The 14,870-nt window shown below is 57.4% G+C and carries 13 protein-coding genes; 4 read left to right on the top strand and 9 right to left on the bottom strand.

The window, feature by feature from the left end; translation table 11 throughout:
* Positions 1–321: 321 nt before the first annotated feature.
* The 4 genes from BLQ12_RS23695 to BLQ12_RS23680 form a co-directional block, all read right to left on the bottom strand.
* The gene (locus tag BLQ12_RS23695; protein WP_092214880.1) at positions 322–1,188 is read right to left on the bottom strand and encodes a hypothetical protein; all 867 of its coding nucleotides are present in this window, start codon (positions 1,186–1,188) and stop codon (positions 322–324) included.
* A 379-nt stretch (positions 1,189–1,567) separates the two neighbouring features.
* Positions 1,568–3,514, bottom strand: coding sequence for a methyl-accepting chemotaxis protein (locus tag BLQ12_RS23690; RefSeq protein ID WP_092214877.1), 1,947 nt, complete (start codon positions 3,512–3,514; stop codon positions 1,568–1,570).
* A gap of 457 nt (positions 3,515–3,971) precedes the next feature.
* Positions 3,972–4,466, bottom strand: a complete 495-nt coding sequence (locus BLQ12_RS23685) for a cytochrome c3 family protein (protein ID WP_092214874.1) — start codon at positions 4,464–4,466, stop codon at positions 3,972–3,974.
* A 232-nt stretch (positions 4,467–4,698) separates the two neighbouring features.
* The gene (locus BLQ12_RS23680; RefSeq protein ID WP_092214871.1) at positions 4,699–5,436 is read right to left on the bottom strand and encodes a lysophospholipid acyltransferase family protein; all 738 of its coding nucleotides are present in this window, start codon (positions 5,434–5,436) and stop codon (positions 4,699–4,701) included.
* 473 nt (positions 5,437–5,909) lie between these two features.
* On the opposite strand from BLQ12_RS23680, the gene BLQ12_RS23675 reads away from it, so the two are divergent.
* The 4 genes from BLQ12_RS23675 (at position 5,910) to BLQ12_RS23660 (ending at position 8,757) form a co-directional block, all read left to right on the top strand.
* Positions 5,910–6,323, top strand: coding sequence for a MarR family winged helix-turn-helix transcriptional regulator (locus tag BLQ12_RS23675; RefSeq protein ID WP_092214868.1), 414 nt, complete (start codon positions 5,910–5,912; stop codon positions 6,321–6,323).
* A 2-nt stretch (positions 6,324–6,325) separates the two neighbouring features.
* A complete protein-coding gene (locus BLQ12_RS23670) occupies positions 6,326–6,748 on the top strand; it encodes an iron-sulfur cluster assembly scaffold protein (RefSeq protein ID WP_092214866.1) in 423 nt (140 codons plus the stop codon).
* A gap of 6 nt (positions 6,749–6,754) precedes the next feature.
* A complete protein-coding gene (locus tag BLQ12_RS23665) occupies positions 6,755–7,204 on the top strand; it encodes a MarR family winged helix-turn-helix transcriptional regulator (RefSeq protein ID WP_092214863.1) in 450 nt (149 codons plus the stop codon).
* A gap of 266 nt (positions 7,205–7,470) precedes the next feature.
* Positions 7,471–8,757 carry a hypothetical protein gene (locus BLQ12_RS23660; RefSeq protein WP_092214861.1) on the top strand — a complete coding sequence of 429 codons (1,287 nt, stop codon included), beginning with the start codon at positions 7,471–7,473 and terminating at the stop codon, positions 8,755–8,757.
* 467 nt (positions 8,758–9,224) lie between these two features.
* Here BLQ12_RS23660 and BLQ12_RS23655 read toward each other — a convergent pair whose 3' ends face one another.
* The 5 genes from BLQ12_RS23655 to BLQ12_RS23635 form a co-directional block, all read right to left on the bottom strand.
* Positions 9,225–9,674, bottom strand: coding sequence for a hypothetical protein (locus BLQ12_RS23655; protein ID WP_092214859.1), 450 nt, complete (start codon positions 9,672–9,674; stop codon positions 9,225–9,227).
* Positions 9,675–10,187: 513 nt separating this feature from the next.
* Positions 10,188–11,411: an ABC transporter permease gene (locus BLQ12_RS23650; RefSeq protein WP_092214856.1), complete on the bottom strand. Its 1,224-nt coding sequence runs from the start codon at positions 11,409–11,411 to the stop codon at positions 10,188–10,190.
* Positions 11,404–12,642 carry an ABC transporter permease gene (locus BLQ12_RS23645; RefSeq protein ID WP_092214853.1) on the bottom strand — a complete coding sequence of 413 codons (1,239 nt, stop codon included), beginning with the start codon at positions 12,640–12,642 and terminating at the stop codon, positions 11,404–11,406. The genes BLQ12_RS23650 and BLQ12_RS23645 overlap by 8 nt, the downstream gene beginning before the upstream one ends.
* A gap of 502 nt (positions 12,643–13,144) precedes the next feature.
* Positions 13,145–13,963: an outer membrane lipoprotein-sorting protein gene (locus tag BLQ12_RS23640; RefSeq protein ID WP_254782105.1), complete on the bottom strand. Its 819-nt coding sequence runs from the start codon at positions 13,961–13,963 to the stop codon at positions 13,145–13,147.
* 110 nt (positions 13,964–14,073) lie between these two features.
* Positions 14,074–14,421, bottom strand: a complete 348-nt coding sequence (locus BLQ12_RS23635) for a TehB-like domain-containing protein (protein ID WP_175470034.1) — start codon at positions 14,419–14,421, stop codon at positions 14,074–14,076.
* Positions 14,422–14,870: the final 449 nt, after the last annotated feature.

The raw sequence follows: 14,870 nt of genomic DNA, 5'->3' as shown, positions 1-14,870 counted from the left end.
CGGGTTTAATAAACAGGCTCAGACCAATCGAAAATCATTTGCAACCTGCTTTCGAGGTGGCACACCTCGCCGCCGGAGGCATTGCTTTTGTTTTTTCCTGAGCCCTCTTGCCCCTGTGATTCATCAGACGTTAACCATAGAAGGCTGTTTGTTGGCGTTACAAATAGAGATGTTGAAATACATGGGAATGGGTGGTGAGGAAGGGGGCAGAAAGAGGCCTTTCATAAAAGGCCGGTGGCAGGCATCACGCCAGAAGGTGCGGAAGCCGCACCTTCTGGCGTTTAAAGCACAAAGGGATGGGATGCATCCTCGTCCGCAGGGTTAAATCTGCTTGAAGATGTCGCCCACCATGCGGGGGTTCCAGGTCCCCCTGCCGGAGCGCGTTGGTACTTTCTCCTTTAAGAAGACCGTGGCAATGCGGGTCTGGGTGATCCCTTCTGCTTTGAGGGTGTTCATCACCTCCATGAGCCGGTCTTTGTAGGCAGTCTTGTCCCCCGGGTCCATGGCGGCCAGTTCCCGTGCCGCAGTGTCGAGGCAGCTCTCGTCGGCGGTGCCTGCTTCCGTGGAAGGAGCGGGCTGAACCGGTTGAGCCGGTGGGGTCACCGCCTCGGGCTTGTTCATTGTTTCAGCGGTCGCCTTGGGTTCCGGTGCCACAGGAGGTGTGGGCGGAGTCACGGGCCTGGGAGCGGTGGGGCGGGCCGGAGCCGGTTTGTCCTGCATGGCTGCGTCACGCTTCTTCTTCTGCTTAAGCAGCCACTGGGTCACCTGCTTGGCTTTGCGGGTGGTCACGGCTTTAAGCTTCATCTCTTTTCTGTACATCCCGGCATCCATGACAAGGACCCCGTGGGGGTCGGTCAGGACGGAACCGGGAATGTCGGTGCTTTCCACCGCCCATCCGTCGCTTTCCAGCCAGTAATGGGTCTGTCCTTTCATGGGGCCCTTGCCGATGACGCCCTTGATCCATACCCACCCTTTGTCGCAGCGGTTCTGGATCAGGCCGCTCATCAGGGCCACGCTGCGGTTCTGGCTCTTCTCATGGATATGGTAGAGGTTCTCGGCCATGATGGACTGGACGGCCAGTTCCATGCGCTCGGATTCAATGAGGTCTCCCAGGAGGGAGAGGGGCTTGCACGTTCTTTTTGATTTACCGGGTTTGAAATGAACCCTGATCTTTACATCCTTCTTCAACGGTCTCACTTCCTGTCATGACTTGCTGTGCGTTAGCTGTGACGGCTTTGGTTCAGGAGCGGCTCATACAAAAAACATAAGGGCTCGCCCCGCCATGGGCGGGGATGGCAACTGCCTTAACCCGCGGTTGATATCAATCAATACCCAGGCGGCTCGCAGTGATGAACGGCATGAATATGTTTTGCATGGCCCTAAAAGCCGCACCGAAGGAAATCATTTGGCGGTATCACGGGTGAGACCCTTGTCTCCCCTACCGAAGAAAAATGCTTTCACTTCAAGATGATGGGTTTGAGGCATCCATACCATAAATTCCCCTGTGAGACAAAAAAAATGGGGGACCAAAGCCCCCCATATTCAAAAAAAGGCCACTTTTTTAATTTCAGACCTTAAAACGGGATACCAGAGCGCTCACCTCCCCGGAAAGGGTGGTCAGATTTTCAGCATCGGATTGAACCCGTGAGCTGTTTTCAGCCAGGAACTGAGCCTTGTGGTTGACCTCTTCCATCTCCAGGGTGATGCCGTGGGTCTCTTCACTGCTCTGGGAGATGGTTCGGGTGACCTCATCAATGCCCATGGAGGTCTGGGCCACGTTGTCCGCAATCTCCCGGGTGGTGACGGACTGCTCTTCCACGGCGGCGGCAATCCCGGCGACAATTTCACTGACATTGGAGATGATGGTGTCAATCTCTGCGATGTCGGTGCTCGCCGTGTCCGTTGAACTCTGGATTCCCCGGATCCGTTCGGTGATCTCCCCGGTGGCTTCGGCCGTCTGCCGGGCCAGCTCCTTGATCTCCCCTGCCACCACAGCAAATCCCTTGCCCGCTTCACCGGCCCGAGCCGCTTCGATGGTGGCGTTTAAGGCCAGAAGGTTGGTCTGGTCCGATATTTCGGAGATGGTCTCCGTTACCACCCCGATGTCCCGGGCTGCTGACGCCAGCTGCTCCACCCCTTTGGCCACCCCGCTGGCCTTGCTGGCCGCCTGGGTGGAGATCTCACGGGCACGTCCGGAGTTGCCGGCAATTTCCGTGATGGTGGCGGTCATCTCTTCGGCGGCCGAGGCGATCATCCCGGCTCCGGCGGAGGATTGATTCATGGCAGCGGCGACATCGGCCATGTGGGTGTTGAGCTCTCCCCCGGAGGAGGTGACGGAAAGGGCCTTTTCACTCATGTCCCCGGAGGCGGTTTTCATCTGGTGGGTGACACCGGAAAGGTCGGTGGTGGCACCATCGATGACCTGTGTTTTCCCTGCAATCTGGGTGATGAGCTCCTGGAGGTTGCCCACAAAGGTGTTGAACCATCGGGCCAGCTCACCGATTTCGTCTTCGGACTGGATGCGGATGCGCATGGTCAGGTCCCCCTCCCCTTCGGAGATATCCTTCATGCGGGAGGCGATGTGCTTGATGCGATTGACCACCATGGCCTGGGTGAGGGTTCGCACCACCAGCCAGATCACCACCATGGTGATGGTGGCAATGGCGATCAACCGGTTGCGAAGGGTGACGGCAGCGGCAAAGACCTCATCAGAAGGCGCATTGATGACGGTGATCCAGCCGGACAACTCCTCCTGCTTGAAGACGGAAATTTTCTCCTGGCCCTTGAAATCATAGGTCCGCAGTCCGTTTTTCAGCTTCAAAATTTCTTTGCTGAAATCAAACATGTTGCCGTTGAGGGTCAGGATCTTGGTCTTGTCCGGATAGGCAATGACCGCACCGTTTTCTTCCATGACAAAGGCGTAACCCGTCTCTCCCACCTTGATGGGGTCGATGAAGAGTTCCGTGACGGTGTTCATTTTGATCACCAGGCTCATGATGCAGACAATGGTGCTGCCCTGGGTCAAGGGGAGGGATTCCACGTAGACGGGCTCTCCGCTCACCTTGCTTTTAAGGACACGTGACGTGACGGGCTGCCCCTTGAGGGATTCTTTAAAATAGGGCCGGTCGGAAATGTTGAGGGAGTTCTCTACCCCCGGAACCCCTGAAGCAATGATGGTGCCGTCCGGCAGGGTGATGATGAGGTTCTCGATGCTGGGGAAGGTCTCGAGGATGCGGGAGAGCTTTTCGTGGACGGCCTTGCGCCGGATGGAACTCCTGTCCCGGGCGAAGCGCTTGTACAAGGGATCCGATCCCCAGTAGTGGAGCAGGGATCGGTTGTCTCGGATGAACTTTCCGAGGACCTCGGAGGTGGCTTCGGTGAGGGAGGTCAGCTGGGTATGGACGCTTTGTTTTAAAGCGTTTTTGGAGCTGACATACCCCAGGGTGGTGATGGCCACAAGGCCGGTGAGAATGATTACAAGGACCGGTATGAGGAATTTTAATCGTAACTTCATTTGGTATTCTCCGTGCCAACGTTGATATATATGTCATGAAGAGGAGCTCTTCATATGCTGCCCTGGAACAGTGCCCCCCCAGGTGATGAAGGGGGTAACAACGCATTAAAAACAGGCGGGTTTCTGGTGTGGAAATGTAATTTTACATACGGTTAATTTCCACTAATATAGTTTTAACGGCACAGAACTATGTTTACTTAAGGCTTAAATTGATTAAATTCGATACCTATTTTAATTTGTGGGGCCATGGTGCCCGAATAAGTTATGTATTCAGCGGTATAAATCGCATGGGGAAAGCAAAGGGAAAGCGTGATCTGTTTTTCCAGCGGTGAAGGGAAGATCGAGGGTGGGGAACCACAGGCCCCATCCAGAGGAGCCTGAGTCCGGCCATAAAAAAAGGCGCCTTTCCCTTCTCTGGGAAAAGCGCCTTTGATGGCATCGCATGATTCAGGGGCGATTACTTCTTGATCTTGCCCTCGGTGTGACACTTTTTGCAACTGGTGGGTGCCGGTCCCTTGGCTTTTTTGTCTTTGGCCTTCTTCTTAAATTCTTTGTTGAAGGCTTTGTGGCAGGTGATGCAGTTGTCGTGAACGGCTTCGGCGTGATACTGGCGCTTTTCCTTGCCCTTGAGTTTTTTCTTGCCTTTGCCCTTGGGAGCCTTGCCGAGCTTGTCGTGGCACTCAATGCAGCGCTGGACGTCGTCACCCATGGTGAGTTCCAGGGCTTTGCCGTTTTCATCGTGGTGGCACTCACCACAGGTGATCTTGTAGTCTTCGTGGTGCTTTTTGTGAGTAAACGGAACCGGGCTGTACTTGTGTCCGCCGGCTTCGGTGTACTCCTTGGTTTTCATGTCGAAGGTGTCTTCAACGGTGGTCCCTGCCCAGAGAAGACTCACCGCTGCAAGCGAGACCACCAGGGCGGACAGCAGCGTAATAATACGGGTTTTGTTCATGTTTTGTTTCCTTTCCTCTCCCAGTCGATGACGGTCGGCATGAAGGTGCAAACCTTGATGTTTCGCCAGCTCCGCTGCGGCCGTCCCGGTTTATTAAGTGATTCCCCTAAAATCACCACATATAGAAATATAAAACGGGGTTGATCTTATCAGGGGGAACTTTCAATGTCAATTGCTTCTCAGAGGATTTGATTGATGAAAAAAGTTTGATTTTTACAGTGTTTATAAAAGGTTACCTTTGGCGACTTTCCTTGGGGTCCGGGCGGGGTACCGGGGTGGGAACCGGGATGTCCCGGGGATCGGAGACGCCGGATGCAAAGTAGCGATCGGCCTGGTACATCATGGTGTTGAGGCGCTCATCCAGCAGTTGGCGGGCTTCTTCACAGCATTCCCTTGAGGCGTCCTCGTCCACGTGGATGGGGTCGGCGTACATCAGCATGATACGGGAAAAGGGCTTGGGGATGATGGTGCGGTCCCAGCTTCTTAAGGTCCAGTAGTTGTCGCAGCTCCACATACCGGCCTGGATGGGACGCCCGGATTTCTGGGCCAGGGCGACGATGCCGATCTTGGAGATGTAGGCCGGACCGGTGGGGGCGTCGCAGGCCAGGGCGGCGGGGTGGCCTTTTTTGACGTAGGGCACCATCTCCAAAAGGGCCTCACGTCCCCTTTTCTTGGATGATCCCCGCACGGAGATCCAGCCAAAGGCCTCGACATAGCGCGAGGCGAGTTCTCCGTCCCGGCTCATGCTGGCCATCACCACCACCTCTTTGAAGCGGTAGTACCAGATATAAGGAATCAGTCGCTGGTGCCAGGTGACATACAGGACGTTGCCGTGGGTCTGGCGCCGTTTGTGGGCAGCGCCGGTGTCCTTGCCGAAAATTTCCAGCCGGCAGGTGGCAAAGAGAAGGGAAAAAAGAACCCGTGAAAGAAGTCCGGTCAATAAGGACAGGTGGGTGCTGAGCTGCTTCAATGATCGTCTCCATAGGTTAATCTGCGGGGCGATCCCCGGATGGTAAAAGGGCCTGGGTCGCTATTTTAACGTTGGGACCGGAATTGATCAATTGAAAAAGCCTGTTGGAAATTTGTCGGCGTTCGGGGTACACTCATGGGCTTGGGGCCCTGCGGAGACTGGATCGAAGCCGGTCCGGCACATAAAATCCGTTGCAGTTTTATTTAGATATGCTATTGCAACGGGTGGCACGGCCGGTGCCGTTATTTTTTGTATCCACAGGATAAACCGGTAGGTTAGATCGCCCCGGCAGTGAGCCCTGGTGACAGCCATGGCCCTGGCCTCACAAGAGAGAAAGCCGCCCCTCAGGTGGGCCCGGTGTCCACGCTTTTATCGGGGCCTTGCCCCTTCATGGGTGGGGATCATTCCTTATTCCAAGGGGTGTTCGGAAGCCCGGGGGGTGATGTGGGAGACTTTTTTTGCAGGAGGCATCGGTGAAGGTCAGGCAGCTTGCCCGTCAAATTGTGGAATTTTACGAAAAGATTTCCTCCTGGGAAAACTCGGTGGTCAAAGGGAGCGGGCTGACCCCCTCCCAGATGCATACCATAGAGATCGTGGGGCATGAGGGCCGCCTTCGCATGCGGGAGCTTGCCGAAAAAAAAGGGGTCACCACAGGAACGGTGACCGTGACGGTGGATCGCCTTGAAAAAGAGGGCTACCTCAGGCGGGAGGCCCATGAAAAAGATCGCCGCTCCTATGAAATTGTGTTGACGGACAAAGGCGAGGAGCTGTTCAAGCGCCACCATGAGTATCATGTGAGCTTAACCGAAGAGATGGCAGCTGCCCTGACTGAGGAGGAGATGGCCCTCTTTTCCGGTATATTATCGAAGGTCAACGGAGTATTTTAATCATGGATCATCACGAGCAGAATTTTCTGGAGCAGCATTCCGACGAGTATATTGAAATGGCCTACAGCTATGAAAGGCTGGAGCGCGTGGAGAACCCCGACGGCTACGGCAAGCGCGTGGGGGACTGCGGAGACACGGTGGAGATGTTTCTTACCATTGAAGAAGAGACCATCAAGCACGTTTCCATTCAGATCGACGGGTGCATGAACACCATCGCCTGTGCCAACACCGTGGCCTCCATGACCGAGGGCCGGTCCCTGGACGAGGCCTGGGAGGTGACCCCTGAAAAAGTCGCAGGCTACTTAAAGACCTTGGAAGAAGATCACTTTCACTGTGCGGAACTCTCCGTGGGGGCCTTTTTTCTCGCCCTGAACGACCATCGGCAGAAGACCCGAAACGGATGGAAAAAGACCTATACCCATTGAGGCGCCATGGACGATACACCGGACAGCCGTATTTTTTTTCTCATCAACCGCAGCCGTCACGTGTTGTTGAAATGGGCCGATGCCATCCTGGCGGAGAAGCTCTCTGTCACCTCGGCCCAACTTGCCGCCCTGTTTCTCCTTGAAAAAGAGGACGGCTGCCTTCTAAAGGAGCTGAGCCGAGGGCTGGGGTTGAACAATTCAGCCATTACAGGTCTTGTGGCCCGCATGGAGAAGGCAGGGCTCATCGAAAAGCGCAGCTGCCTTGCGGACGGCAGAGCCTTTCAGGTGTACATCACGGCCAAAGGCTCTCAAACCGCGGCCGATGCCCTGCCCCTGGTGGATCGGTTCAACGAACTCGCCGCCGAGGGGTTCACAAAAGAGGAGATGGAGACGGTGTGCCGTTTTCTCGGCTCCGTGATCCAGAAAATCTCCCGCGCCGATACCCCCCTTCCCTGACCTGACATCTTCCCGTGATCCTTTTTTGTTTGCAAAGATTGCCCTTGTCGGGTCACTCCCGGCTTTTTTTGGGGTGTCGTTTCGCGGTTTGGGATGATAGGGCTGTGTAATTGGGCTGAAACTTGACCCTTTTTCCCTGAAAAACCCCGTTGAGGTTGTTCAAACGGGGCGATTGTTGAAAAGTCTTCCTGGGGAGTCTTCGTGAATCCCCGGATTGTTCATAACTTTTTAAGATTTTTCTCACCTGAACCCAGCCGCAGGACACGATGACCTTTCCCTTGTTTACAGAATGGACCCTTTGGTTGGCCGTGATCCTGGTGCCCCTTGTGGTTCTGGCAGCCACCAGGGCCCTGCGCGTGGTGGGCTGGGCCCTCTCCCTTTCCCGTGAGGTACGAACCCTTGAAGCGCGGGCCCAAGTCGCCCCGGACGATGAGGCCGCAGCCCTTGCCGTGGTGGTGACCCGCTGCAAAGGGACCCTGCGCTCTTTTTCCCCCGATCTGCCAACCCTTGAAGGGCTCCACGACTACCTCACCGAAGTGGCGGCAGCCTTTCACCCGGAAGCAACCCGTCCTGAACTGAAGGTGTCCGTCGGTCACCTCATCCGAACCCTGAACCGCTCCCTGGATCGGTTCGATACCGTGCTCGAACGGCCCGGCCTGAGCCGCATCAGGCGGGTACGCATCCGCACGGTCAAGACCAACACCCGCCGGCTCAAAAAGATCACCGGGTTTCCTCCGGTGCGCTGGTACCTCCGATTCAGGCAGTGGGTCTCCGGCATGAACGTGCTTCGTCTCCTTCTTCTGCCTGACCCCGTCTCCTGGCTCATCACCCTTTCCGGAAACCTTTCCATGATGGTCCTTGGAAAGTGCCTCCTGGCGGACCTTCATCTCTTTGTGGGCAAAACCGCCCTGGAACTCTACGGCGTATCGGACCCTGAAGGGGAAGACCCGGAGGAACCCCCCGAGACCATGGAAGAAGCCCTCAAGGAGCTGGAGGACCTGGACGATGCCCCCCCAGCGGCCATGGACCCCGCCCTTGCCCCCCTTCGAAAGCGGATCACCGGGGTGTCGGCGCTTCTTCACCCTACCCCCAGCCTATCCACCTTTGGGGAGACCGTGGCAGAGTCCGCCGAGATCCTTGCCCAGTGCCATTTTCCTGAATCCGATCACCCCCTGGACGAAACCCGCATCGGCCCCATCCTGGAATCCACCCGCCACCTTTTGGCTCACCTTGGCAAAGGCGAATCCCTGCCCGTGGCCGGGCGTCTCTACCGCCTTCGCCTGGACACCCTGGCGTCTGCCCGCCGGTATGCCGAAGAGACCCTCCCTAAAAGCGTCAAAGATGCTTTCTCCCATGGGAAAAAAGCTTACGGCTGGCTCAAGTGGCCCCTTACCGCCTACCGCCTTACCGCAAGGGGCGGCCTCATCAAGGTGGCCGCGAGCCTGGGCTGGCGCACCGCCGGAAAAGGGATCACCCTTTTTATGTACGGGCGACTCTACGATTACGCCATGGAAGAGGCCGACAAGGTGTTGAGGCGCTCGAAAGAGATGTAAGAAAAGGCGTTTTTGGTACCCCTTCAGCCTATGCCTCCGGCGGCCCTGCCGGGGGGATAACCTTTTTAAAAACAGATCCAGTTTAATCTGAATTAACAGCGATTGTGATTTTCCCTGAGGAACGAAGGGGAAAGCGCAGTCGCAACCTGCTTTCAAGGTGGCACACCTTGCCGCCGGAGGCAGCCAGGTTAAAGACGCCTCCGGCGGCCCTGCCGGGGGCCAAACTTTTGAAAAGTTTGACAAACAGGTTTTGTTCAATTTAACAGAAACCTTCGCGGAAGCCCTCACCCTGAGGAACGAAGGGGGAGGGCTTTCGCAACCTGGGGTCCAGGGGATCATCCCCTGGCCGCCGGAGGCGGTTCTCCCTGCCCACTTTAACCATAGAAGGCATCGCTTTTTTTCCAGAGGAGTGGGCAAAGCCTGCTCCCGGAAGGGGACAACCCGGGAGCAGGCAACGGCGATGGTTCTTACATCTTGGGTACGGGCCGTGTGGTGGCCTGGAAGTCCTTCATGAACAGTTCGGGAATGCTCTGGCCTTCAAAGGTCTCCTGTCCCTCTTTCATGCCGAACAGGGAGAAACAAAAGCCGATGGCTGCCGCGCCGTTAAAGACAACCCGCGCGGCACTGACGGATTGAAGGGCCGGGGTGGACACGAAGCTCCAGAGGGCCGGATCCAGTGAGACGCCGGAGTCTGTGGCCTGGCCGCTGATGGTTGCAAGGCCTGTCTGGGTGTTGATGCGGCCGCTGAGCTGGAAGGTATAGCTCATAAACGAGAGCTGGCTCGTGGGCTGGAGGACCTCATCGCTTCCTTCAGTCGCTGTGGAAATGGTCATGGTCTCCGTCATGGACTGGTAGCTGCCGCGTTCCGGAATAAAGATCGTTACGTTGTACGTGCCGTCAAATTTTTGCTGTGACATGGTGGGTCTCCTTTGAATCGGTAAAACATGGGGGTTAAAGAACGGCCGTGCCCATGGGACGACATCCGCGCAACCGCTGGTGCGGTAACCGAAAAGAGATGGGTCTGTGGCGGAGAAGGAGACGATGGAACGTGCAGGATGGAAGATGGATACAAAGGGTCCCATGGGGATGAATGATTTGTATAAATCTTGTAATTTATAGGGGTTGGTGGGGTGCTCTGTCAATGTTTATAATGTGTTGATTTTTTGATGTCAGATGGGGCGTGAAGGGGAATCCTGTTCGGTATGTCAAATTCAGCCGGAAAACCAGTGTAGCGTGATTCCAAGGGCGAGGCCCGGCAGCGAATGTGATTGACCCGAGGAACGAAGGCCGGGAGCATTCGCGATCTTGTAACTATTCAGATCAAACAAGCCTCCGGCGGCCCTGCCGGGGGCCAAGCAACCGGAAAGTTTTTGCGGAGCTTTTTTCAAAAAGCGACCCGCCGGAGGCAAGCTGAATAGCATTCACGATCCTTATGTATACCGCAGGGCCTCCACGGGCGTGATGCGGGCCGCTTTGGTGGCCGGATAGAGACTCACGGCCAGGCCCAGGGTGACGATGACCCCGTTGGCGGTGAGGATGTCGGTGGGGGTGAGAAGGGGGATGATGATGCGGGGCATGCCCCACATCTCCGTGCCCGCGGCAAGGGCGGAGAGGTCGATGCCGTGGATGGCGATGAGGGAGACCGTGGCGATGCCCAGAAGGTTGCCGGCAGCAAGGCCCATGAGCAGCAGGAAAAGGGATTCCAGGATGACCCCTCGGACGATGCCCGAAGGGCTCATGCCCAGGGCCCGCACAAGGCCGAACTCCCGGATGCGCTCGAAGACGGCCATGAGGGTGGTGTTGACGATGCCGAAACCCATGGCGATGAAGACCACCCCGTACCAGATATAGATGAAGGAGTCCGAGAGTTTCAGGTAGGCGGCGAGCATGGGCAGGCGTTCCTGCCAGGTGGTGACGGTCAGGGTCTCATCGCCAAGGGCTGCCGTGAGGATATCGGCTGTGGCCCTCTCCCCTTCCATGGCGGGCAGCAGGATGGAGACCTCCGAGAGTTTGTCGCCCAGCCCCAGCATCTGCTGGGCAGCTTCTAAGGGGACAAAGAGGTAGGTTTTCTCCGTGGCCTCCATGTCTGCGTCGAAGATGCCGACGATGCGAAAGGCCTTGGAGGCGATTTCACCGGTGGCATCCTGGCTCATGAGGATGAGCTTGTGGCCGATCCTGGCTTCGTAGGTGGTGAGCAGGGCCCGGCCCACCACCACCTTGTTGCGGTCCGATGCCGTCAAGGGGCGCCCTTCGGTCACGGCCCCGCCGATAAAGGAGACGGACGGCTCACGCATGGGGTCCATCCCCACAAGGGTGACCCCGCCGGAGTGGCGGGCGTTGGCGGCCACGGCCCCCACACGGATGCGTCCGGTCCAGTGGCTTCCCGCGGGCAGGTCCGTAAAAAGGGTTTCAGCCTTAAAGGGCTGCGCGTCCAGGACGTAGTCCACCACCGGGTCGTCGATATACCTGGGATTTTGAATCTGGATATGGCCGGTGAGGGTCTTGATGCCGTTGGCCAGCATCTCCCGCTGCATGCCCCGGGTCAGGGCGCTCAAGAGGATGATGCTCCAGATCCCGATGACCACGGCCGTTGTGATCACCAGGGTGCGCCTCGGGTTGCGCCAGATGTTGCGCCAGGCCAGTTCGCTATGCATGGTGCATCGCCTCCACGGGTTTCATGTGCCGGATTTTCAGGGCGGGAAAAAGAGCGGAAAAAAGGGTGATGGCAAGGACCGCCACAGGGCCGATGGTGGCGGAGAGCAGCGAGAGCTTCGGGTAGAGACGCCCGCTGATGCCGTAGGCCTTCATGATCTGGTCGCTTCCCGGGATGAGGATGCCGTGGGTCTCAAACCAGAGGGTCAGGGCCGCTCCGAAGACGATGCCCACCGCAAGGCCCGTTGCCGTCATGAAAAAGGATTCGGTGAGTACCAGCCCCATGAGGCGTCCCGGTGTGGTGCCGATGGCCATCATCACCCCGAACTCCCGTGTGCGCTCGAAGATGGCCATGACAAAGGTGTTTAAAATGCTGAAGGCCACCACGATGATGAGGATCAGGTACATGATGATCCCGCTCACCAGGTCCATCTGGATGCTCTGGAGAAGACCGGGGATCAGGTCCATCCAGTCCAGGGCCACAGGGGGTGGTCCGTCGTGGGGCAGTTTCGCCAGCCTGGTGTTCAGCGCTGCTTTTAACGGTGCCACCTCCGAGAGGCTGCTGGCCCGGATGGCCACCTCGTGGACCCCGCCCTCCATGGAGAAGAGGTCCTGGAAAAAGGCCAGGGGCAAGAGCACCACGTTGCGGTCGTAGGCGTCCAGCCCCGATTCGAAAACGCCTTGAACCAATACCACCGTGGCCGCCACCGAACCGTCCCGGCCCTGGCCCAGAAGGGTCAGCTCATCGCCTACCCCCACCTTGAGATTCCGGGCCAGGGTCTCCCCCACCAGGGCGCCGTCGTCCCCTGAAAAGTAACTCCCCTGCCTGATGATGGCTGCCAGGGTGGAGACCTTTTTCTCGCGCTCCGGATCCACCCCCGTGACCATGCACCCGTAGGTTCTGCTGCCGCTGGTGACCAGGGCAAACCCGTTGGCCCTCGGCGCCGCAGCCACCACCCGGGCATCCCCTTCCAGAAGCGCGGCTTCCGTCTCCTGGCTCCAGTTCAAGGCCAGACGCACCTCCCGGTCCTTTTGGTACCCCGCCGCCTGCACCTGCAGATGCCCCGTGCGCAACGAGACCGAGGCGTTGATCATCGTCTCGTAGGTCCCGAACTGAAACGATAGCATAAACACCAGCAAAAGCGCGGCAAAGGCAATGGCGGCAACCGTCAGCAGCGTGCGCCTCGGGTTCCGCCAGATGTTCCGCCATGCCAATGGGATGTCGTGGATCATGTGTTGCCTCGTTGGGTATAGGGTAAGGGCAAAAAAGCGAAAAACCTGCCTCCGGCGGCGAGGTGAGCCACCTCGAAAGCTGATGGCCCCTGCGCTTTTCCCTTCGTGCCTCAGGGAAAAGCGCAGGGGCGTTCGCCGCGGGCTGCGCCCGCAATCAACGCTGGTGGCTACTCGGGCATTGCCACACGTTCGGCCGGGTGTGGGTGCGATGTCGTTACGCCTGTGGTTATCATGAAATCAGATCTACCAACGGCATTCGTTGCGTACCCTGCCCCCAAGCGAGTCACGGAGCGGGTGTCGATTTGGGGGTTTTAGGGATAATCCCCTTCGTGCTGGCGTAGTTTCGAGAGGAGTCAACAAACCATGAATTGAAATTGCAGCACAGGCAACTCACGCACTTGTTATGCACGGTGCAGGCCCTCGTACATCACGCGAATGCGGACGCGAGACAGGCTGAGTAACGACATCCGAATCGCATTCGCAAACCAGCTTTCAAGGTGGCTCACCTTGCCACCTTGATGAGGTTGGCCCGGGTAAAGGTGTTGGGGTTGAGCTCCTGTTTGAAGGTGAGGGCGTCGTAGACCATGAGGGTGTACTCGTCCTGTGTGTCTGTTTTGGCCATTCTCCAGGTCATGGGAAAGGGCTTGCCGTCCACGGGTTGGATGTCCGAGGCGGTCATCTCCTTGACCGGTTCCAGCTCTTCGTCGAAGAAGGTTTCCTTTAAAAGGATGTGGTCGTCCCGGATTTCAAGGGTGATCATGCCCCAGATGACCGGGGCGTCGGGCTTGGGGTCGGAGCGGATGCTGTAGACGGTGTGGCCGTGTTGCGTGGTCTGCCCCGTCAGGCTGTGGGTGTAGTCGTAGATAAGGCTGTCGGTCTTGGCCAGGTCGTTGTTGGAAAAATCCGAGCCCTGCCAGCTTTGGCTCATCATGGACGGGGGCAGCTTGATGATTTTGTTGACCTTGGGGTTGTAGACCCACATGGTGCGCCCTTTTTTCAAGGTGCCGTTGCCCCTGTCCTTGGCCGGGGCCTTGATGACAAAAAGGCTCTCGGACTCCCCTTGTGTCCATGCGTCGATGGAGACGGTGCGCTGCCAGCTGGGGCGGTGGATGGTCATGGTGAGCCGGGAGACGGAGGCTTCCCCGCGCCAGTAGTCAAAGGCATCCCGGACGATGGTTTCAGCGGATTCCCCGGTGCAGGGGGCGGGCATGAGAAACAGCACCGGAAGGAGAAGGGCAGCCAGGGCGCGTGTGAACAAAAGCACGCCGCGTGGGGTGTGGTGGATTTTTTGAAAGGTTCGGTGGGGGAAAAGCATCTTCATCACGGGCTCCTGGGGTGGTGGGTTGCCGCAGGCGGTGGCAAGGAAAACGCAGCCATCTTCCCCATGTTCTTGCACAGCAACAGATGGATTTCAATGGGTAAACACAGGGGCTATATAAAATCTTCCCCGGGCCGGGGGGCCTTGGAATCGAGCCCTTGAAGGCTTACGGGCAGGGTGTAGAACTCCACCCTCAGCTTCACGGGGCCGGTGATCACAACGTGGTGGTAGCGCTCCGGGAAGATGACCACGGGGTGCTCGGGGTCGCAGTCGATGGGGTGGGCCTGATCGTCTTCCCAGACGAACTGGCAGGCACCCTCTTCCACCACGAGAAGCCCGCACTTGCCCTTGGGGGCCATGTGCTTTGCCAGGATGCCCGGTGCGATGGTGGTTTCGTTCATGGTGGGGGTGGCACCGGCACGTTCTGCGCCGGGGGGCAACTGGGCGTTTTGGAAGTTCATGGGTACCTCCTTGGGTTGGGGATACATGGGGGCTGAAAGCCGGGGACCGGGCTTTCGGCTGCTAGGAAGTAAGATAAGCACCCCTGCAGGAGGTGCGAGGGGGATGGGCTTTTTTTTCAAAAATAAAAGCGTTTATGACCTCATGCATAAAGAAAAAACAGCCTCCGGTGGCCCTGCCGGGGGCCAACCTTTTGAAAAGTTTGACAAACAGGTCTTAAGCAATCCTTTCCAGGCTCCGCCGAAATACTTTTGACTTTTTCTCACCCGCGCTTCGTTTTGATCGCCCTGAAGGGCGACCAAAACGAAGCGCGGGTGTATTAGGAACGTTTTTTGCGGAGCTTTTTTCCAAAAAAGCGACCCGCCGGAGGCAGGCTTTTCCATGCACTTTGACCATAAGAAGGCCAAACCCTTATAACCTGTGATCCGCTATAACCTCCGGTATTTGATGT

Source organism: Desulfoluna spongiiphila (assembly GCF_900101345.1).
Classification (GTDB): Bacteria; Desulfobacterota; Desulfobacteria; order Desulfobacterales; family Desulfolunaceae; genus Desulfoluna; species Desulfoluna spongiiphila.
The sequence above is the reverse complement of the archived record's forward strand: the minus strand, read 5'-3'. Positions and strand labels throughout refer to the sequence as shown.

What these genes read in the sequence shown, in the direction of transcription:
- BLQ12_RS23660 (WP_092214861.1), top strand. Translation starts at nt 7,471, where the DNA reads ATGACCTTTCCCTTGTTTACAGAATGGACCCTTTGGTTGGCCGTGATC.
- BLQ12_RS23645 (WP_092214853.1), bottom strand. Translation starts at nt 12,642, where the DNA reads ATGATCCACGACATCCCATTGGCATGGCGGAACATCTGGCGGAACCCG.
- BLQ12_RS23640 (WP_254782105.1), bottom strand. Translation starts at nt 13,963, where the DNA reads ATGAAGATGCTTTTCCCCCACCGAACCTTTCAAAAAATCCACCACACC.
- BLQ12_RS23685 (WP_092214874.1), bottom strand. Translation starts at nt 4,466, where the DNA reads ATGAACAAAACCCGTATTATTACGCTGCTGTCCGCCCTGGTGGTCTCG.
- BLQ12_RS23635 (WP_175470034.1), bottom strand. Translation starts at nt 14,421, where the DNA reads ATGAACTTCCAAAACGCCCAGTTGCCCCCCGGCGCAGAACGTGCCGGT.
- BLQ12_RS23690 (WP_092214877.1), bottom strand. Translation starts at nt 3,514, where the DNA reads ATGAAGTTACGATTAAAATTCCTCATACCGGTCCTTGTAATCATTCTC.
- BLQ12_RS23665 (WP_092214863.1), top strand. Translation starts at nt 6,755, where the DNA reads ATGGACGATACACCGGACAGCCGTATTTTTTTTCTCATCAACCGCAGC.
- BLQ12_RS23650 (WP_092214856.1), bottom strand. Translation starts at nt 11,411, where the DNA reads ATGCATAGCGAACTGGCCTGGCGCAACATCTGGCGCAACCCGAGGCGC.
- BLQ12_RS23655 (WP_092214859.1), bottom strand. Translation starts at nt 9,674, where the DNA reads ATGTCACAGCAAAAATTTGACGGCACGTACAACGTAACGATCTTTATT.
- BLQ12_RS23670 (WP_092214866.1), top strand. Translation starts at nt 6,326, where the DNA reads ATGGATCATCACGAGCAGAATTTTCTGGAGCAGCATTCCGACGAGTAT.